General features: G+C 38.2%; 20 protein-coding genes and 1 pseudogene. 7 read left to right on the top strand and 14 right to left on the bottom strand.

All coding sequences use genetic code 11. The annotated features are described in order from the left end of the window. The first annotated feature begins 45 nt into the window (after positions 1–45). Both ACS3UD_RS00755 and ACS3UD_RS00760 read left to right on the top strand, forming a co-directional pair. Entirely contained in the window at positions 46–1,578 is a 1,533-nt protein-coding gene (locus tag ACS3UD_RS00755; protein WP_308138235.1) for a Na+/H+ antiporter NhaC family protein, read from the top strand. A gap of 40 nt (positions 1,579–1,618) precedes the next feature. Next, positions 1,619–3,043, top strand: a complete 1,425-nt coding sequence (locus ACS3UD_RS00760; RefSeq protein WP_308138234.1) for an amidohydrolase family protein — start codon at positions 1,619–1,621, stop codon at positions 3,041–3,043. A 110-nt stretch (positions 3,044–3,153) separates the two neighbouring features. On the opposite strand, the gene ACS3UD_RS00765 is transcribed toward ACS3UD_RS00760, so the two are convergent. The 7 genes and pseudogenes from ACS3UD_RS00765 to prdC all read right to left on the bottom strand — a co-directional run bounded on the left by ACS3UD_RS00765 (position 3,154) and on the right by prdC (position 10,079). Beyond that, entirely contained in the window at positions 3,154–4,554 is a 1,401-nt protein-coding gene (locus ACS3UD_RS00765; RefSeq protein WP_308138233.1) for a sigma 54-interacting transcriptional regulator, read from the bottom strand. Positions 4,555–4,687: 133 nt separating this feature from the next. After that, on the bottom strand, positions 4,688–5,302 hold the full coding sequence (locus ACS3UD_RS00770; RefSeq protein WP_308138231.1) for a proline reductase cluster protein PrdD: 615 nt from the start codon (positions 5,300–5,302) through the stop codon (positions 4,688–4,690). A 170-nt stretch (positions 5,303–5,472) separates the two neighbouring features. Continuing rightward, positions 5,473–5,940, bottom strand: a pseudogene (locus tag ACS3UD_RS00775) (glycine/sarcosine/betaine reductase component B subunit); the annotation flags it as partial. A 111-nt stretch (positions 5,941–6,051) separates the two neighbouring features. Next, positions 6,052–6,777: a D-proline reductase (dithiol) protein PrdB gene (gene prdB / locus ACS3UD_RS00780; RefSeq protein WP_213926394.1), complete on the bottom strand. Its 726-nt coding sequence runs from the start codon at positions 6,775–6,777 to the stop codon at positions 6,052–6,054. A gap of 19 nt (positions 6,778–6,796) precedes the next feature. Beyond that, a complete protein-coding gene (locus tag ACS3UD_RS00785; protein ID WP_213926393.1) occupies positions 6,797–6,997 on the bottom strand; it encodes a CBO2463/CBO2479 domain-containing protein in 201 nt (66 codons plus the stop codon). Further along, positions 6,994–8,733, bottom strand: a complete 1,740-nt coding sequence (gene prdA / locus ACS3UD_RS00790) for a D-proline reductase (dithiol) proprotein PrdA (protein WP_308138230.1) — start codon at positions 8,731–8,733, stop codon at positions 6,994–6,996. The genes ACS3UD_RS00785 and prdA overlap by 4 nt, the downstream gene beginning before the upstream one ends. Positions 8,734–8,789: 56 nt before the next feature. Beyond that, the gene (gene prdC, locus ACS3UD_RS00795; protein ID WP_308138229.1) at positions 8,790–10,079 is read right to left on the bottom strand and encodes a proline reductase-associated electron transfer protein PrdC; all 1,290 of its coding nucleotides are present in this window, start codon (positions 10,077–10,079) and stop codon (positions 8,790–8,792) included. Positions 10,080–10,522: 443 nt separating this feature from the next. Here prdC and ACS3UD_RS00800 point away from each other — a divergent pair, with 443 nt between their 5' ends. From ACS3UD_RS00800 to ACS3UD_RS00810, 3 genes are all read left to right on the top strand, one after another. After that, a complete protein-coding gene (locus ACS3UD_RS00800; protein ID WP_213926390.1) occupies positions 10,523–10,837 on the top strand; it encodes a hypothetical protein in 315 nt (104 codons plus the stop codon). Between the two features lie 152 nt (positions 10,838–10,989). After that, entirely contained in the window at positions 10,990–11,796 is an 807-nt protein-coding gene (locus tag ACS3UD_RS00805) for an MBL fold metallo-hydrolase (RefSeq protein WP_308138228.1), read from the top strand. Positions 11,797–11,889: 93 nt separating this feature from the next. After that, positions 11,890–12,711, top strand: coding sequence for a 4Fe-4S binding protein (locus ACS3UD_RS00810; protein ID WP_308138227.1), 822 nt, complete (start codon positions 11,890–11,892; stop codon positions 12,709–12,711). 206 nt (positions 12,712–12,917) lie between these two features. On the opposite strand, the gene ACS3UD_RS00815 is transcribed toward ACS3UD_RS00810, so the two are convergent. From ACS3UD_RS00815 to ACS3UD_RS00845, 7 genes are all read right to left on the bottom strand, one after another. Continuing rightward, positions 12,918–13,922, bottom strand: a complete 1,005-nt coding sequence (locus ACS3UD_RS00815; protein ID WP_308138226.1) for an ABC transporter permease — start codon at positions 13,920–13,922, stop codon at positions 12,918–12,920. 1 nt (position 13,923) lies between these two features. Next, the gene (locus ACS3UD_RS00820) at positions 13,924–14,916 is read right to left on the bottom strand and encodes an ABC transporter permease (protein ID WP_308138225.1); all 993 of its coding nucleotides are present in this window, start codon (positions 14,914–14,916) and stop codon (positions 13,924–13,926) included. Next, positions 14,916–15,761 carry an ABC transporter ATP-binding protein gene (locus ACS3UD_RS00825; protein ID WP_308138224.1) on the bottom strand — a complete coding sequence of 282 codons (846 nt, stop codon included), beginning with the start codon at positions 15,759–15,761 and terminating at the stop codon, positions 14,916–14,918. Before ACS3UD_RS00825 ends, ACS3UD_RS00820 begins: the two co-directional genes overlap by 1 nt. Continuing rightward, entirely contained in the window at positions 15,758–15,910 is a 153-nt protein-coding gene (locus ACS3UD_RS00830; RefSeq protein ID WP_308138223.1) for a hypothetical protein, read from the bottom strand. The genes ACS3UD_RS00825 and ACS3UD_RS00830 overlap by 4 nt, the downstream gene beginning before the upstream one ends. Before the next feature lie 136 nt (positions 15,911–16,046). Then, complete coding sequence (locus tag ACS3UD_RS00835) at positions 16,047–17,132, bottom strand: HAMP domain-containing sensor histidine kinase (RefSeq protein ID WP_308138222.1); 1,086 nt, start codon at positions 17,130–17,132, stop codon at positions 16,047–16,049. Positions 17,133–17,134: 2 nt separating this feature from the next. Further along, positions 17,135–17,800 (bottom strand): response regulator transcription factor, encoded by a 666-nt coding sequence (locus ACS3UD_RS00840; protein WP_308138220.1) that lies wholly within the window; start codon positions 17,798–17,800, stop codon positions 17,135–17,137. Positions 17,801–17,806: 6 nt separating this feature from the next. Continuing rightward, positions 17,807–17,992 (bottom strand): helix-turn-helix domain-containing protein, encoded by a 186-nt coding sequence (locus ACS3UD_RS00845; RefSeq protein WP_308138218.1) that lies wholly within the window; start codon positions 17,990–17,992, stop codon positions 17,807–17,809. A 408-nt stretch (positions 17,993–18,400) separates the two neighbouring features. On the opposite strand from ACS3UD_RS00845, the gene ACS3UD_RS00850 reads away from it, so the two are divergent. Together ACS3UD_RS00850 and ACS3UD_RS00855 are read left to right on the top strand one after the other, a co-directional pair. Continuing rightward, positions 18,401–18,841: a hypothetical protein gene (locus ACS3UD_RS00850; RefSeq protein ID WP_308138217.1), complete on the top strand. Its 441-nt coding sequence runs from the start codon at positions 18,401–18,403 to the stop codon at positions 18,839–18,841. Beyond that, positions 18,826–19,359, top strand: a complete 534-nt coding sequence (locus ACS3UD_RS00855; protein WP_308138216.1) for an RNA polymerase sigma factor — start codon at positions 18,826–18,828, stop codon at positions 19,357–19,359. Before ACS3UD_RS00850 ends, ACS3UD_RS00855 begins: the two co-directional genes overlap by 16 nt.

Below are 19,359 nucleotides of genomic sequence, written 5' to 3' on the forward strand. Positions count from 1 at the left end.
TTATGCTGTTTATATACCTGAAAAATAAAAAAAGGAGATATAATCATGGACACAACATTTGGAGTTTTATGCCTTATCCCGCCGATTGTTGCGGTGGCTTTGGCATTAAAAACAAAACAAACAATCTTATCACTATTTGTAGCCGTATGGGTTGGTGCTACAATGCTGAACGGTTGGAATCCGATTGTAGGATTTGCTGCTATTTTTAGAGACTTCTTCATCCCTTCAATTGCAAGTGAGTGGAACGCAGGATTATTGTTACTTGTAACTCTTTCAGGTGGATTGGTTGCAATGCTGCGAGTGACTGGCTCTGCAAAAGCCTTTGCTAAAGCGATTACGAAGAAAATTAATAATGCAAAGAAAGGTCAAATAGTTACTGCGCTTTCTGCATTTATTTTCTCATACACGGAACCTTGTCTTATTCTTGGAACAATTATGAGACCGGTTACGGATTTAGTAAAAGTATCCAGAGCAAAACTTGCATATATCCTGGACTCGATGGGGTGTAATTTGGCTGCATTCTCACCAATTTCAAGTTATGGGCCTTTTATTGTAGGATTGATTGCAGCCGAACTCGCAGCAGGTAATGTTGAAGGAAATGAATGGTCAATCTGGCTGCATATGCTTCCATTTAATATGTACGGACTTTTTGCAATGATTACAGTTCTTATAGTTGCAATTTTTGGACTAAATATCGGGCCAATGCATAAGGAAGAATTGAGAGCAAGAAAAGAAGGCAAATTGCTTGCTGACGGTGTTGAGCCGCTGGTTCCGGAAACAAAAGAAGAATTTCCAGAAGGATATTTACCTTCTATGTGGAATTTTGCTATTCCAATGATCTGTTTATTTGTTTCGCTTTTCGCAACTATTTTCTGGACAGGAAATATTGGTGAAAACGGGTTTAAAGGAGCATTCTTAAATGGTAATATCACATTGGCAATTTCTATGGGTTTTGTCTGCGGAGGAATCGGCGCAGGTGCAGTAGGCGTAGCAACAAAATTATTTAAGCCTGATAAAGCATTTAACCATTTTGTTGATGGAATGGCGCAGCTGATTTCAGTTCCTTTTATTTTGGTATGCGCTTGGTCAGTTGGAAGTATCACAAGTCAGATGGAAGTTGGCGTTTATCTGGCAGGAATCGTTGAGAACTACCTGACTCCGGGGCTGGTACCTGTAATGGTATTTGTATTTGGAGCTGCAATTTCATTTGCAACAGGATCATCATGGGGTGTATGGTCAATTATGATGCCTATTGCATTTCCAATGGCAATTGCATTTAATCTGCCATATGCTTATATTGTCGGAGCAGTAATCGGTGGCGGATTATTTGGAGATCAATGTTCACCAATCTCTGATACTACAGTTCTTTCATCAACCGGCGCATCTTGTAATCACATTGTTCACGTACAGACTCAGCTGCCGTATGGACTAACGGTCGGAGCTTCTGCTGCAGTCGGTTTTTTATTCGGAGGACTGACAGGACAATATGTTTTGAGTATAGTTGTAACAGCAGTAGTTTTGGCTTGTTTGCTGTTTATCTTTGCAAAAATTTCAAGCAAGAAGGAAGCGATTGCTTAGCTTAAATTAAACATAACTATAAAAATTAAAGAGGTAAAGAATGAAACATGTAGATATGATAGTAAAGGCTCCTCACTTCTATACCATGGAAGGTGAAGGTGTAGGATATAAGAAAGAAGCTGCAATGATTGTTGATGGTGGAAAAATCCGTGATTTTATCGATATCAACAAAGTTAATCAAGAGTATGCTGCTGATGAAGTTCTCGATTTGGAAGAACATGTTGTTCTCCCGGGATTGATCGATGGACATATGCATACAGCGTGCAATGTTATGAGGGGTCTGGCACAGGACACAAATAACTGGATGATGTATGGGCTTCAGCCGTTCGATAATGCCGTAAATGATGATGAGCGTGATGCAGGAAGCAGAGTTGCAATTATTGAAGCGGTAAAGGCAGGAACAACAACTTTAGGCGATTATGAAGCAAACATGAATAATGTTTGTGCATTCATTGAGAAACTTGGGGCAAGAGGAAACATTACTCAAAACATCAGAGCTGCAAAGTATAAAGTCTACAAGCCCGGTGAACTCTATGAATTCGATGATACACAGGGAGAAGAGTTCCTGGCAAGAAATATAGAATTGTTTGATAAATGGAACAACAAGGCCGGCGGGAGAATAAAAATTCTCTTTGGGCCGCAAGGTGCAGATTTTGTAAGCCCTGAAATGTTGCTAAAAGTTCAGAAAGTTGTAAAGGAAAGAAAAACAAAAATCCATATGCATGTGCAGCAGGGTGATCGTGAGACCTACCAGATTGAAAAAAGATACGGTAAAAGGCCTGCTCAGTTTTTATCAGATATGGGATATTTAGATGAAAGTCTTATCGCGGTACATCTTACAGATTGTACTGATAAAGAGACTGAAATTATTGCTAAAAGCGGAGCTTCAATGATTGTCAATCCTGCATCCATAGGTATTATCGATGGAATTGTGTGCCCAAGTGTAGTATTCCAGAATTTCGGCGGAAATGTGGCTCTTGGATCTGATCAGGCACCGGGAAATAACTGTCACAACATTATTCATGAAATGAAAAATGTATGCTTGTTTAATAAAATTAAGTATGGCAATCCGGAAGTTATGCCCGCATGGAGAGCACTTCGCATGGCGACAATCGAAGGAGCGAGAGCTATTGGCTTGGGTGACATTGTGGGATCATTGGAAATCGGAAAAGAAGCTGATTTTATTGCAGTTAATTTGAACCATCCGTCAATGCAGCCGGTTTACACATATCCAATGAGAAATATTGTGCCAAATTTAGTATATAGTGCAAGAGGGTGTGAAGTTGATACTTCTGTTGTTCACGGTGATATTATTATGAGAAACCGAAAACTTCAGCATGTAGAAGAAATGGAACATATCGAGGCAATTAAAGCACATCCGAATAGAATCGGTGAAGCGGCAGCTAAGGAATTTTTTGATATTAACGGTACCAATGCAAGGTTTATGGCAGAAGGAAAACTGTAAAATTTAAAGAAATAAAAAAACACTTCCTGGGCAATATTGGGTCTGAATGCTCGAAGTGTTTTTTTATGGACTTTTATTTTGTAATCTAACTGATTACATTTTTCAGCGGCTCATTTTTGATTTGCAATTTTATATTCTTCCATTTTATGATATAAAGTCGTTCTTGGTATATTAAGAAGCTTTGCTGCTTTAGATTTGTTATAGCTTGCTGCCATAAGAGCCTTTTTTATATTTTCTGTTTCTAATTTCTTAACAGCTGCTGTCAGGTCCAGAGGGTATTTCTTGGAAGCTGCAGAGATATTTTCGTGCTTTTCCAATACAGATGCCGGCAGATGTTCCTTCGTTATGAAGCCCTCTGTATTTATTGCTACAATTTGTTCAATTACATTCATCAGCTCTCGTACATTACCGGGCCACGGATATTCTCTGAGTATGTCTGCGGCTTCTTTTTCCACGCCCTTGATTTTTTTGCAAAGTTTTTTTGAATAAAGCTTTAGAAAAAAGCCTATTAACAAAGGAATGTCATTTTTTCTTTCTCTTAGAGGTGGAATAGAAAGTTCTATTACATTTAATCTGTAAAACAGATCTTCTCTGAATTTATTTTCTTTTACCATCTCTTTCAGGTTTAAGTTAGTTGCGGAAATTATTCTTACATCTAACTGAACGGCTTTTTCTCCGCCTACTCGCGTGAGTGTCTTATCCTGCAGGAATCTTAAGAGTTTTGCCTGCATATTGAGAGGGAGATCTCCTATTTCATCTAGGAAGATTGTTCCACCGTTTGCCAGCTCAAGAATTCCGGCTTTTCCTTTTCTGCTTGCTCCCGTAAAAGCACCCGGAGAGTAACCAAAAAACTCGCTTTCAAAAAGTTCGCCCGGAATTGCACTGCAATTTACGGGAACGAAATGTCCTTTTCTGCCACTTGCCTCATGTATTCCTCTGGCAAATACCTCTTTGCCGGTTCCGCTTTCTCCGATTATCATTACACTGGTGTCAATAGGAGCGATTTGCCTTGCAATTTCTATTTTTTTAATAAGATTGGGATCGGTACCTATAATATTTCCAAAGGAGCCTTCCAGTCGCCGAACTTCATTTTCAAGAAACAGCAGGCGCTTATTTGCGGTTTCCAAATCGCAATATAGTTTTTTGACTTCATTGAAGTCTCTGTCTGTGGATACCGCTCCCATAAATTTATTCCTTACAACTAAGGGCTTGGAGCTTGCCAGTATATGGGAGCTTTCTCTTGGAGAGTGCTGAATATTTTCTGCAGTTGTTCTTGTCAGTCTTACAGTATCGACTATGGCATTAGGGAAAAATTCACGGATATTTTTTCCATAGATTTGATTATAATCTATGTTGTAAAGCTTTTCCGCACTTTTATTCCAAATAACCACGGTTCCTTTTTCGTCGATTACGCATACGGCTTCATATATGCAATCTATTATTGAGGCAAGCAGTTCATAGTCCAGCTGTTCCAGAGTGCTTTTAAGGGACATGCTTTTTTCGATTATCAATTTATTTCCTCCTTCCTTACAAGATTAATCTGATCTAACCGCCGCATTATGATGTTCAGGTAAAATTGATGCAACGATATTTGTTAATATTATATCAGAAATATCTGAATAAGGAAAGTATAAATCATGCTGCTCAGCACAGTGAATGCACGACGCCGTCCTTGTACTGGCTTGGGGTGACGAACAGCGGCATGTTTGAAACATCCATAATTGAACGGGAATTCAAGCAGCCTCCGGGTTCGCCTGGAAATATTGCTGTTTCATACATGCACCCGAGACCGGACACAAGCTTAACTAGGACAATTCTAGGTGAATTTATTTTGAGTGTGTCAAAATATTCTTTGCTTTTGTAAGCAGTATCTGCGCTAAGAGACTTGAGGCAGCTGCGGATATCCTCTATAAACTCGTCAGCTGCCATGTGTGCTGCAATGATTCCTTCTCTTGTCCTTGCATGGCCTTCATTGAAGATAAAATCAAAGTGAAGTATAATATCGGAGCTATCGGGAGTTCCGAATTTGTTGCGTACAACATGATCCTTAAGTTTTCCTTCGGAAGAACCGATGTTTGATGCCTGAAAGCCGCCGAATTCTTTTGCTTCAGCTCCGGTTAACATGACAGTTATCCCAGATGCTGCATGTGTCGTTCCCTCTCCGAGGCATCCTGAAACTTTTACAGCAACAGGAGAAAAATCTAGATTTGCATTTGTAAAGATGCTGTCCTTTCCTGGATTGATTATGTTAATTTTCATGCTCCTTATTTCAGGGTGCTTTTTTAGAATGTTTTGAATTTTTGCATTATTTATAAGAAGCTTGTTATTTACTATTTTCGGCTTGTTGAAAATTGGACCTCATCAATTTGAAAACACCGCTGAATTAGTCTTCTTTGTAAAATCGGTTCATCAAAATTACATGGAGTGAAATTATATTTTCTAAAGATTTTATTCTTAAGTATTTCAACTGCCTTCATTGCGTCTTCATAGGATGTCGTATTTTGACCGACAATGCAGGTTTCAATTCCACTGGTGTTTTTATTTAAATCTATGATTGTATCCATGTATTGATTTGTAACTACAAAGGATGCTTGATTTCCCACAAAGCTTATTCCCACAACAGGAATTCCTTTTTTCCCTATCGCTTCTATTACAGAAGTGAAGTCTACATGGCTGTTGCCCCAGCTGTCAATTGATACTATTGCTCCGTGAGCTCTCATTGCCTGACACCAGCAGCCGGTCATTTCTGCAATAAATTTTTTGTTTCCGTATACCTCCGGAGTTCCCTGAAGAATTATGCCCGGAAAATCAATACCGGGTTCGTTTCTAAGCCTTTCAGTTACCGGGTCGTTAAAATGATGAAGAGTTGTTTCTTTGCTTGACGGACCTATTCCCATAATTCACCTTTCCGGGACTTATATGCGCAATATTCAATACGCATGCCCATATAAAAATAAAGCGCGGAGCACAGCCGGAAAATCCGACCGGCTCTGCGCCAAAATTTTGTATTATACGTTGTGTCTGTATTCGTAAGGAAGCATTTTCATTTCGCCGAATTCCTTCATGGTTGCTACAAGATTCAGAGAATCTTTCAGTATGGAAGTCTGCATTTCTATGTTATTCGGTTCGCCTGCATTGGAGCCGATGGGCACATGTGCCGCCGCTATACGGGGAGCACCCTGCTGCTTAGCTATAGGCGGAAGTGCTGCTATTATTATGGTTGATATACCAACTGATTCAATTGCTCTTTGGACGATGGTTGCTGAGCGGTGGCAGGTACCGCATCCGCCTGTTAAAAGAACTATGTCAACGCCTGCATCCTTAAATTTTTTTGCGATTGCAGGGCCTGTTTCGTTTCTGAATTTTTCGACATTTCCGCCGCCGCCCATGAATCCTATCAGTATTGGAGAGAGATCTTTGATAAATCCTTCTTTTTTAAGCTCGTGAAGTCTGTCGATAGGAAGCATTGCATTAACGTCCTTGTTTATATCGCTGTTGTCAAACCCGCCGTGAGTAACCATAAGTTCTTTTGACGGTGTGTCTATAGGTATTTCCCTAAATGTATTGTCACCGGCAGTGTTGAAAGGTTTTTGAGTTTTCATATGAATTCCGCCTGCAGTAGCAAACCCTACTTTGCATTCACTCAGCGGCTTTTTTAGCGGTGTCCAAACAGGAGCAGGTGTCGTTGGTGCGAAAACTTCGGATTTCATTCCTTCTATTGTGGTAAGTTTCATGATATTTTCCTCCTTTATTTTATAAAACTCGTATATAGCTTATATATAATTCTGCTTCTGCATCAAGCTCTAGGGGTTTATCAGTAATTATGCACCTGAGCGGCAAATTTACGATTCCCATTTTTCCTTTAAGCTCGATTTTTACGCACATTTCTGAAATGTCTACAATTTTACCTGTTAGAAGCTTCGGGGTAAGAGATACATCTTTTGCTGAAATCATAGCTGAATCGAATTAACCAGTCTTTGATTTTCATCTATAACTGACTGATTCCATTTTCTGTCCGCAGGTGCAATGGGAACTCCTGCAATCCTGTTTTTAAGCATTACAACTGCACGTTTAGCATCATTTTTGTCAATGGTGTTCTGGCCCAGTATTTCTGATTCCATACCGTCTTTATCCTTGTTAACTTCTATCATTGCATCTGTGTATTTATTTCCTACAACGAGCTGACCCTGGTAAGCAGCATAGGTAATTCCAACAACCTTTATTCCGCGTTTACCTATTTCCTCTATGTTTTGAGTAAAGTCTATATGGTTGTTTCCGAATCCTTCTGTAGTAACAATTGCTCCATCTATTTTCATTGTGTCAGCCAATGCACCTAATCTCTTTGAAACAAACATCTTTTCATCATTTACCTGAGGGCTTCCTATGAATGCAACTCCTACAAGATCCAGCTCTTCATCGGCTGCCAGAGCTTCCAATACAGGTTCCCTGAAATAATGTCTCGTATCTTCTTTCGATGCAGGGCCTATACAAGTAAGTGCGTGTATTCCTCCGTCACGAACTTCATTTACAGATAAGATTATAGGTACATTACCTAAATCAACGTTCTGTTTTCCTCCTGCTACGCCTGCAGGCTCTGTTGGAAGCATTACATTGTCATGCATTGCACCTTGTCCCATAATTTCCTTAACCAGGAGAACTCTTGGTCTTCCGTTCCTTTTTACTTGTTCGCATGTTTCAACCTTTACTGCTTCGGAGGCAGGAGTTGATTTAAGGACTTCTCTTATTTCCTGAATAACTAAGTCACAAGCTTTATGAGCAGCGTAAGGTCCTCTTCTTTCCATTCCCGTAAGTTCTTGAATAGTTACATGAGCTCTTACTATAATATCATTTTGATCTGGGCATCCCGGCATTCCATAGGTGATTTTTTCATCAAGATAGCCTTCACAAGAACCGAATTCATGTATTTGTACTCCGGCCTCGTCAACTCCTGTAAGCATAAATACCATGTCATTCAATATATGTGTAGTTCCGCTTCCCAAATCTCCTTCAGCCTTTGTTGCAACAGGAGTAACATCCATTATTGTATCAGAATACACATGTCTTTTATCGGGAGTTATAATATCTATTTCCATTTTTTTAACAAGGGGAGTGGCTGCTACAGCTTCTTTAGCCAAATTTTTTCTTATGGTGAGAATGCCGTGCTCAAAAGAAGTTTTTTCTCCCAGCTTAACTTCCTTTACAGAAAATTCTCTTTTTACAAGAGTTCCAACCACTTGATTTTCAACTTTTTCAGGTTCACATGCAGATTCTGAAAAATTTTCAAATTTGCTTCCTAATGAACCTAATGGAAGGCTCAATTTTAATCCGTTAATTTGATCTGCTTCAATATGCAACATACCTTTATCCACTTTGACATTTCCTCCTTTACTGATTGGTTTTTCAGTAATTGATTTTTCTTCTGAAGCACTATTAGCTTCAACTATGCCTTCCATCATTTCTGCGGTCAGAGATGTAAGACCATCAACATCACGCTTAAGCGTTGCGCCTATTACCTGGCCGATTTTTAAAGTGTCGGCGGTAATTGTAATAAGTCCGGATTCTTCCATTTCAGGGAAGATATTAGGATCTTCGAGATCAGAGGGGCTGATTGCAGTTCCTTGTGTAGTTCGGCAGCATACAACCGCCGGAGAATCTTTCAGCTGTTCAGCCAGTTCCTTAGTAATTGACATAATATGTCTCCTTCCTGATTTATATTTATATAAAAGGGTAAACCTTAAATATTCACTTACGGCAATCTTCTTATGAGACGGTGCCCAACTGTTCTCATAACATGGTCGGTGCAGTGGTAGACAGGCATTTTCAATTTTGGAGCCACACACATTACTGTATTTGTACAATCGCTGCAATTGCTGATAAGAAGGCTTTCGGCACCGGCTTTTTTCAGTTTCATTATTTTTTCTGCCTGTCCTGGGCAATTGCCGGGGTTTTCACACTTCAATGCGCCGCGGCTTTCAACAGCTTGCTTGCATCTTTCCACAGCAACTACATCTCCATTCATTTTTTCTGCTATTTCGCGCAGCCTGTCTTCATTTGCTCCGCATGCACATACAAGCAATCCAAGTTTTCCTTTTGCTTTTAGAAATTCCATTGTAGCTATAATTCCGCCGGAGGTTTTTGTTATAGGTGAATCAAGAGTAGTCGAATGACCTGTAAACGGGCCGCCCATAATTATTTCTCCAAATTCACCGTCAATCCCTCCAGCCATTTCAATCAAAGATGATACAGAGGCTCCTATGGGGACATCTAAAAAAGTTTTGGAATCTTTTCCGCTTTTAAGTTTTCCTACAACAGTAATATTTTTTGAAACTACAGGCTTGTGCAATTCAACAGCCTCCGTAATTCTTGATAATGTTTCGACATTTAATATTACTGCACCTGCTGCTGAAGGCAACTGATCAGTTTTAAGCAATTCTCCTAAAACTTCTCTTACAATGGCACGTTCTTCTCCCATCGGGTACAGGTCTTCCAGTTCTGCGATTTCTATGTTATCATGAGGCTTAATTACTGCTTTGAAAGAATTGACTGCTTCTGCATTTTTTCTCTTTATGGCTAAAATTCCTCTCTTAGCATTAGCAGCCTTCATGGCATAGAGTATTCCTCTGTAAATTACCTCAGGATTTTCCGTGATTTGCCTTATGTTGTGTTTGAGAAGAGGTTCACATTCAACACCGTTAGCAATTATCACTCCTCCGCTTAAATCCGTTTCCAGCTTTACGTTAGAGGGAAAACCGGCTCCACCCATTCCTATAATTCCTGCTTCTTTAACTATGTCAGCTATGCTGCCGTTGCAAGAAATTTTTTCAAATTCATCGGGCTGGTTATCATCTGCATGGATTGTTATGCAATTTTCTGTAATTTCTGCTATTGTTCCGTATACACTTGAATGCAGATTTGAGCCCAAACCTTTCGGGACGGCAAGAAGGGTTCCTTTTTTGACGGTATCGCCTGCTTTGACGATTGGTTCCGAGGGACCGCCGATTCCTTGTTTTAGCAATAATTTAATTGTATTGTTCACAATATCGCTCCCATTCTTTAAAATTGTTATTTAATTAACTAAATCTGCCTATATAATAAGCAAGTTGTGTGCCAAAGTTTATTTTAATATTTTAAAAGCTTGTTATTTCAACAAAATAATTATTTCAATGATATATGCCGGTAGTATAAATTGCGACAAAGAACATTTGAATTATAATTTTCTTCATAGAGGATGTATGAAAATTGTACAAAAAATATCAAAAGATTTGGTTATGCGCTGAAAATGGCATAAAACAAAACTGTCCAAAAACAAACAATTGTACATTTTTGGACATTCATGGCATTAATATTCTAATGGTTGATATTTGCAAAGAATTATCCATATGGGAACGAATAAAATAAGAGGTGTTTTTAAAATACAATGTTGTATGCAAATATTTTCCGTGATATAATAATCACAAATTAAGCAAGGAGGAAAATACCATGATAATTTTGGAAGAGATAGTAACAAGTGCAAAGCATGCAGAAACTAACAAGAATGTAAAATTTCCCTTAGGGTTTATAAGAGTATCGGAACAGGAAGGCCTTAGAGAATGGGAAGGCTCAATGCAAGATATAGAAGATTACGGACCGCTGCTTGACCTGTTTAATAGTAATAAACCGTCAGAGTTTGAGTTTGTATGCAAAAAAGGCAAAGTATTTAAAGGGAAAATTGCTGTAACTGGGATATTAGTTTCAGACGTGTTATTTAAAGGTGTAGGAGCACTAAAATATGGCGAAGAATATATTGTGGACTGATATAATTATATTTCGCACAATATAAATAGTTATAGGTAATATGACGGTTCTTTTGATGGCAGCAGAGTGTTTCAGAAGAACCGTCTTTATAATTGTACCGACAGAAAAGTTTTCAGAACAGTGTAAAATTTCATGATAAGGAGATAACTGAAATGAAATTAAAGGTATTGGTTGACAATAATACATATATTGACGAATATTTTCTGGGAGAACCGGCTGTGTGCTACTATATAGAGGATAATGGAACAAAGATACTTTTTGATCTGGGGTATTCGGATATTTTTATTCAAAACGCAAAGAAAATGGATATTGATTTAAAGCTGGTTGATACAATTGTATTTTCGCATGGCCATAATGACCATACAAGAGGATTAAGATATATGGCAGATCATACAGATCTCAAAGATGTAGCAGTTGTTGCGCACCCGCTGTGTTTTAACAGTAAAATGTATGAAAAAGATAATATTGGTGCACCGTTTAATTCGGAGCAAATGAAAGGTATGTGTAGGTTAAAATTAACGTCTTCACCGTTGCAGATCAGTGACAACATTGTATTTTTAGGAGAAATACCGAATATATATGACTATGAAGAACGGAAGAAAATAGGAATGTACAGCAATGATGGAGAATGGAAAGATGACAGACTTGCAGATGATTCGGCAATTGTATACAAAAACGAAAAGGGATTGTTTATTATAACAGGATGCTCGCACAGCGGTATATGTAATATTGTCGAATATGCTAAAAGAGTTTGCTGTGATACGAGAATTACCGGTATTATTGGAGGATTCCATCTGTTTGATATAGATGAGCAACTATTGAAGACAATAGAATTTTTTGAAAGCAATAAAATAGATAACATATACCCCTGCCACTGTGTATCTTTTAGGGCAAAAGCAAAACTGAATGAGAGAATCCGCATAAATGAAGTTGGTGTAGGACTAACACTTATGCTGTAGCCTAACTATATTAATATAACACTGCGAGTAACGTCAAAGCGTCCATATTTGCAAGTGTTTCAGGTAGTATACACCACTATAAGGAGCAAAGAAATGAATAAAGAAGAAATAGAGAAACTTTCATACGATTTTTTTAATAAATCTCATTCTAATTTTGTTGATGAAAAAGAAGCCATTGTTCCGGAGCTTTCCGGAATGAGGCTGTTTGATAATCCTTTGTTTGGATTTGCTTCATCTAAAGACGAGGAGTTTTGGAACTTAAAAAACCAGTCTGTTATAGGAGAACATTTTATGCTCCCTGAAGAATGGCTTACCGGTGCTGTAACTGTTGTTTCATTTTTCATGCCATTTTCCGAAGAAGTAATCAAAAGTAACAGAGGAAATAAGGATGTAATTTCGAATCAATGGCTGCACGGAAGAATAGAGGGACAGAGATTTGTAGCAGAGTTTTGCAGGTATCTCAATTCGAAAATCATCGAAGATGGATTTCGAAGTCTTTCACCGTCTTTGGATAAAAGGTTTTACACTACTAAGGAAGATGATAAAGGTCATTTGTTTTCCAGCAACTGGTCGGAAAGGCACGTGGCATTTATATGCGGCCTCGGAACTTTCGGACTATCAAAGGGGATAATTACAGAGAAAGGAATGGCAGGGAGAATTGGCAGCTTAATTACAGATATGCCTTTAGAACCTACTGAAAGAAAGTACAGCGATATTTATCAATACTGCACCATGTGCGGTGCATGTGTTAAGAGGTGTCCGGCAGGAGCCATATCCCTTGAAAAAGGAAAGATACATAGAATATGCTCGGATTTTCTCGATTATACAGCCGAAAAATATAAGCCCAGATATGGATGCGGCAAATGCCAGACAGGTGTTCCGTGCGAAAGGAGAATACCTCTCCAAAGACGATAACACTTAGCAATAATATCGGTTTTACACATTTTGCAAAACAGTATTGCACATTGAAACCTGCAACTATTACAGTGCTGTCCCATATTCTCCCGCTGTTGAATACAAACTCTTTACTAAATAATATCAGACTTTGATTAGGAAGGCAAAGAGAAAGGGCACATATCAAAATTATATGTGGCCTTTCTGCACACTGCATGGCAGCTACCCTATTTCAGTTTTTTGTGCGTTATGACAAAAAACAACAACAGCCATACAAAACAATGTACAAATAATATGATGATATTTACTCCAACTCTTTGTGGCTGACCGTTTAATACATCCATCAACCCATAAAAAGTTGCACTTGATGGTAACAAATAGGATAAGGCATAAAGCAAACTATCTGACGGAACAGCCAAATAAAACAAAATAGGTGGAGCAAGGAACAAAATCATTACAACTTTGATATATATAATGCCTATCATAAGCCCACTTGAAAGGTATCCTATGAACAGTCCCACTAACGCTGCCACAAAAGCAGACAGAATAATCAACAGCAGTAAAGGCATAGCTTGACTGGCTGTAATCTTTATACAGACGATAGCTGTCAAAATCGTAGAGAGGACACCGCCCGCAAATCCTAAAGCAATTTTTTGAATGATATACTCCTTTTTCGTCATAGGTAAAACTTCGTTAATAAACGAAATGCCATCTTCTTTCTCTCCGATAATACTCATGGCATTAAACGTACAGCCCATGAACATGGCAGTAACCATTGTTATCACAATGAATAGTGATATTAAAACGTCATCATTATTTTCAGTAGGGATAATAGTTATTGCGGATAAATCCACATTGTTTCTTTCTGTGTAAAGGTCGGGGAGCGTATTGCCAATTACAGTATTTATTTGTAATTCGTCGCCCGATAACAGCGTTTTTATCCCCATTCCATCTTGTAACACTCCAATCCCTTGTGTCGAGGGGTTATTTATAGCACTTTCCAAAGAAACTATATCGGGGAATGCGGTAATTCTACCATTCTCTTGTAGCCACTGTGTGGTATCATAAGATAGGTCATTTTCTACAACATAAAAGGCAGTTTCATTTATAGATGAAAAACTCACCCCCGAAAGCAGGGAAATCGCCAATCCCACAATAATCGGAAGTAGAAAAGTCAAAATACATAATTTATCTTGACGTATGTTTTTAAGTTGATACTTCAAACCTTTCACGTTATCCCTCCTTTGCCATTTCACGGATAAGCATCCGGCGCACAAGCAGGAATAACAGCACGATTGCCAATCCGCAGATTGTGTAATAAATGCCGTTTACAGATGGTGTATTAAAATAGGCATTTTTTATTGCCATAAACAGATGATACATGGGGTGATATTTTATAAAGTCCCATGCAATCCCTGTCTGTCCTGCAAGAAAAACAGGTGTTGTGATGAAAACAGCTAATACGAGATATAGTAATGAAAATTGTTTGAAGTCGGGTAACAGTACGGCGCAGAAAAAACCAACTAACGCCATAATCAAAGACAGTATACCCGCTTGCAGTACAACTGCGGGTAATGTCAATAACCCGACAGAAACGCCCAAGTTTATAACGGTCAATAATATCGCAAATACAATATCGGCTATTAGAAATAAGCAAAGTTTTGATATGATAAATGCTGTTTTACTAACGGGTAATATCCCATGTACACGAATAATTCCCATCTGTTTTTCTTTGAACAACATAGAAGCAAGCCCTAAAAAACCAACCGCCGTCAATTCAAAAAACAGAAATTCACAAGTGATTTCCCTGCGGTTTTTCAATTCTTTGTTATTTTCACCTATTATTTCTGCTTTGGCAGAGGTTGATGGAGATAACAAAGATAGTGCATATGCCGCCCGGTATTGGTCTGTACTGCGTACACCTGATGAAACCATGATGATTTTCGGCGTTCCGCTTGAAGCGTAGATACCGACAGCGTAACCGTCCCCGCTTTTTATCTGCAATTCCTCCAAATTATCAACACTTATTATTTCAGAAGATATAACACGTTGCGTATGAAGCGGGTCGTAAAGATATACCGGGTAAATTTCCTGGTCTAAACCTACATAGATAAAGTTAATGTAGCAAGAGTAAAGAATAAGAGAGCCGAGCGCAAGCAGAAGAAACTTGCTTGACAACATTAACTTAAAATCCTTTTTTAGTAAAGCAAGAAAGCCTTTCCACATTACACCAACCCCCTCCCGGTATATTGAATAAACATATCCTCAAGCGTTGGTTCTTTGGAATGAATACTGATAATTTCATCATACGGAATTGAAATACCCTCCTTTAGCTCCGGCATTTCAATGACGGCTGTACTGCGTTTTCCTTTATACAAGTAGTCAATCTCGACTTGATGAGTGCTGTTTTTCTGTTTTAACTTTTTGGGTGTGTCTATTACTTTAATTTTACCGTCCGCAATGAAAGCAACCCTGTCACATAGCAAGTCTGCGTCCATCATGTTATGAGTAGTAAGGAAAACCGTTGTACCTTTTTTTCTTTCTTCCTCAATGATACGCCGAAACAGTACCGCCCCCCGCGGGTCAAGTCCGCTGGTCGGCTCGTCCAAAAACAAAAGGCTAGGGTTATTCAACAAAGCTCTTGCCATACTAACACGCTGCCGCATTCCTTTGGAATAAGAGGACACGGGTTTTTTTACAAAGTCTTTCTTAAACTCCAACATATCTAACAACTCGTCTATGTTGCGCCGCTTGTCTAAGGGGTAAAACGACGCAAAATAGTTTAGATTGTCGAGTGCGCTTAAATTGGTATAGAGATAGGGAAACTCAAATAATACACCGATTTTTTCTTTGAAATCCATTTGCCCCTTGTCTAAAGGTTTTCCAAATAGCCTTACATTTCCTCCATATCCATGCAGAATACCGGTTAAGATTTTTTGTGTTGTAGATTTACCCGAGCCATTCGGTCCTAAAAAGCCGAATATTTCACCATTAGGCACTGAAAAATTTAAGCCATGCAGAATTTGTTTTTGAGCCTGATAGGAAAAAATCAAGTTTTCTACAGCAATCATTCCTCGCCACCCCATTTATCTTTGCGATTTTCTTTTTGCTCCTGCTGACGTTTGCTCCACCATTTCATAAACTTTATCTTGAAAGGGATAGACAGAGCTATGACAACAACAATTATCAGCCACCAATACCATTCCATTCCTAAAAACATATTTGTTTACCTCCTGTATGTTTGATAGGGTCAGTTTATAACAATGCGGTGAAATTGAAGTGCGGCAGTTGTGAAATCGGTGTGAAATAAAAACGCCTTGCTCCATTTAAGAAAGCAAGGCGTTTTTGTTATAGGGTTATGCTATTGTGGGAAAATCAAAGTAAAATTCAACACCGTCCGGCAGATTTTGAACGCCGTAATCTGTATGATACATGGAAAGAATTTGAGTTACAATTGAAAGGCCAAGACCAGACCCGGTCGCTTTATTTTGTGTGCTTTTCCCACGGTAGAATTTTATCCAAACTTTAGCTATATCCTGCGTAGGTATTGGTACACCTTGATTAAAGATAGAAAACCTCACTTTGTTTTCATGGCAGGTAACGGATAAATGGATTTTATCACCGTCGCAAGTATGATTTTTCGCATTCAATATTAGGTTGTTAAGCACCTGTTCCATACGGTGCTTATCTGCATAAAGAAAAGTCTTTTTATCCGGCAATTCATAGGTGAACTGATAACTTGCATTAGGCGTGTCTATCAATAACCGTCCGGCGACTGTTTCCACCAACTCAATAAAATCAAAGCGTTCTTCGTTCAGTTTTGCAGCTCCGGCTTCCAAGGCAGACAAATCAAGCAGAGATACTATCATAGTGTTCATACGGTCTGTTGCAGCTAAAATAACATCCATATACTGTTGCTTTTTCTGTTCGTCTGTTTCCTCTTTTAACCCCTCCACATAGGCACGGACAACGCCGAGGGGTGTTTTCATTTCGTGGGATAAGCTGTCAACCAATTCTTTTCTCTGCGTTAGTAATAAATGCTCTTGAATGATATCTTTTTCAAGCTGTTTGTTTGCAGTTTCCAGTTTTTCAAGTGTTTCTTGAAGATTAGAAAACATAGTGTTTAAGTTTTGCGAAATCTCTCCAAATTCGTCATCTGTACAAATATTACAATGTGCCGAGAAATCCAGTTTTGCCATTTGCCCGGCTGTGTGGTTGATTTCACTAAGCGGCTTTGAAATAAAGCGTCCAAGCATAACATTAACGCCAGTTATAACCGCTATTAACAGTATCAGCCAAATTGCAAAGGACATGCTCCGGCTTGTCGGCAATTCGGAAGTAAACACATAAAACAAAATAATAACGCCACCTGTTAATTTTGAAAGAAAAAAGACCTTTTTCCTAACGGTATTTAACCGAAACCATTCAATTATTTTTTTCATAATCATACCTCAAACTTATAACCGGAACGTATCAGTGTGACAATATAACGCCCCTCTGCTCCTAATTTTTGACGCAGGGTTTTAATGTGGGTATCTACAGTTCGTGTGTTCCCCTCAAAATCATAGCCCCAAATACGATTTAATAACTGTTCACGGGAGAACACTTGATTTTTGTTCTGCATAAAAAAGCGCAACAGTTCAAATTCTTTATGGGTTAAATCAATGTCGTTCCCTGCAACGGTAACGTTGTGTGACGATGGCAGTAACACAAGGTTTCCGACAGTTAAAATATCTTGTGGTGTTCCCGGCAAAGAACGGCGAAGCAAGGCATTAACTTTTGCCAATAAAACCTTTGGACTGAATGGCTTTGTCATGTAATCATCTGCTCCATAGTCATATCCCTTTAATCTATCTTCCTCACTTTCCTTTGCCGTTAAAAAGATGATGGGAAGATTATACATTTCTCTTGCTATCTTACAAACGGAAAAGCCGTCCAAATGTGGCATTGTAATATCTAAAATCGCTAAATCGACGGGGGTGTTTTTCAAAATCGTAACAGCGTCTATGCCATCATCTGCCGTAATGCACGAGTGACCTCCACGCTTCATATACTCAACAATAATATCTTGCATATTTTTTTCATCTTCAGCAATCAAAATAATTGCCATCTATACTCATTCCTTTCCTATACTATTTTCCTTTCGACGCCCATCAACTGGCTTTTTTGCGTCTTTGGGTATCAACCACATATAGCTAAACTTTGCAACACCGGGTATTCGGTTTTCCTCGCAAAGTTTCTGTACCCGACGTTTTGAAATACCCCATTTTTTCGCAGCTTCCGAAGCAGATATATATTCCATATGCTAACCGTCCTTTCGCTTTTTTACACTTTATATTATATACGTAAGTACGAATAATATCAAGAAGCGTTTGTCACAACTAAATGCACATTGGCGAGCGGTGCAATTTAAAAAATTGCGGTGTTTTTTGTACATGTGTATTCGATAATGACAATGCAGCAATTATAAATAACAGCTGTTTGATGTGAAATATATAAGGAAAGGAAATGAAACCTTTCTTTTTTATTTGACAAAAAGTTTTTTTTCGGAACATAAAAATTTTTTAAAAAAATTTTATAATTTCTGTCCCCAAAACCAATTTCAAATTGTTTATATATTATAGATGTAATTTAACTAAATAATATTTATTATAATGACAAATTACATTAATAAAATTCTTTTTCATAAGAAGGGTATGGAGAGCGACAAATGGAAAATGAATTGTACCTGAAAAAGGTGTATTCTGCGGCATATATGCTGACAGGCAAAGAAAAAGATGCATGCGAAGCATCCTCTTTGGCAATTTCCAGATCTGCCAAAGAGGTGATTTCAAATAATCAAGTAACGGAAAGAACATTTAAATCAACTGTAATTGAATTAATTGACATATACCTGAACACACAAAATGTATGCTATAATACGAATGAAGATATAAATAATATTCAAAAGGCTTTATTAAGTTTGGATCCCATCTGCAGAGCCGCAATTATATGGAAGGATGTACTGGGATTTCAAATTGATGACGGCATACCAGCGTCAAATTATACAAGACAGGAACTTCTAAGGGAATTGTCATTAGGTAGGAAAAATTTGAAGAGTATGCTGCAAATAAAGCCGGGATTAAGAGGTAATCGATGTTCGTATATTTAACCCTATTAGAAACTCAGGAAGAAAAAAGTAAATTTGAACAAGTATACAGCAATTACAGGCAGCTTATGTTTTATATAGCTAAAAGTATTTTGAATGATGATTTTCTTTCGGAAGATGCGGTTCACGATGCATTTATAAATATAGCTAAAAGTTTGAAAAATATATCTGATGTGGCCTGTCCACGAACCAGGAGGTATGTTGTTATTATAGTAAGAAATATTTCTCTGAATATGCTGAAGAAACAGAAGCTTTCCGAGGAAATTGAGGGTATGGGAGAGTATATTGCGGATGAATCTGTATTAGAGGATGAGGTTTTGTCTAAAATTTCATTTGATCTTATAGTTAATCAAATTACATGTTTACCTGTTATCTATAAGGATGTGCTTTATTTATCATATGTTGAGGACTTAAATACTAGGGAAATATCAAAACTTATAAATATTTCGAATGAAACGGTAAAAAAAAGGCTTCAAAGAGGGCGAAAGAAATTGGCTGAAAGTATTAAAGAGGTGATCTGA

Source organism: Sedimentibacter sp. LTW-03 (genome assembly GCF_052059825.1).
In the GTDB taxonomy this organism is placed as follows: Bacteria; Bacillota; Clostridia; order Tissierellales; family Sedimentibacteraceae; genus Sedimentibacter.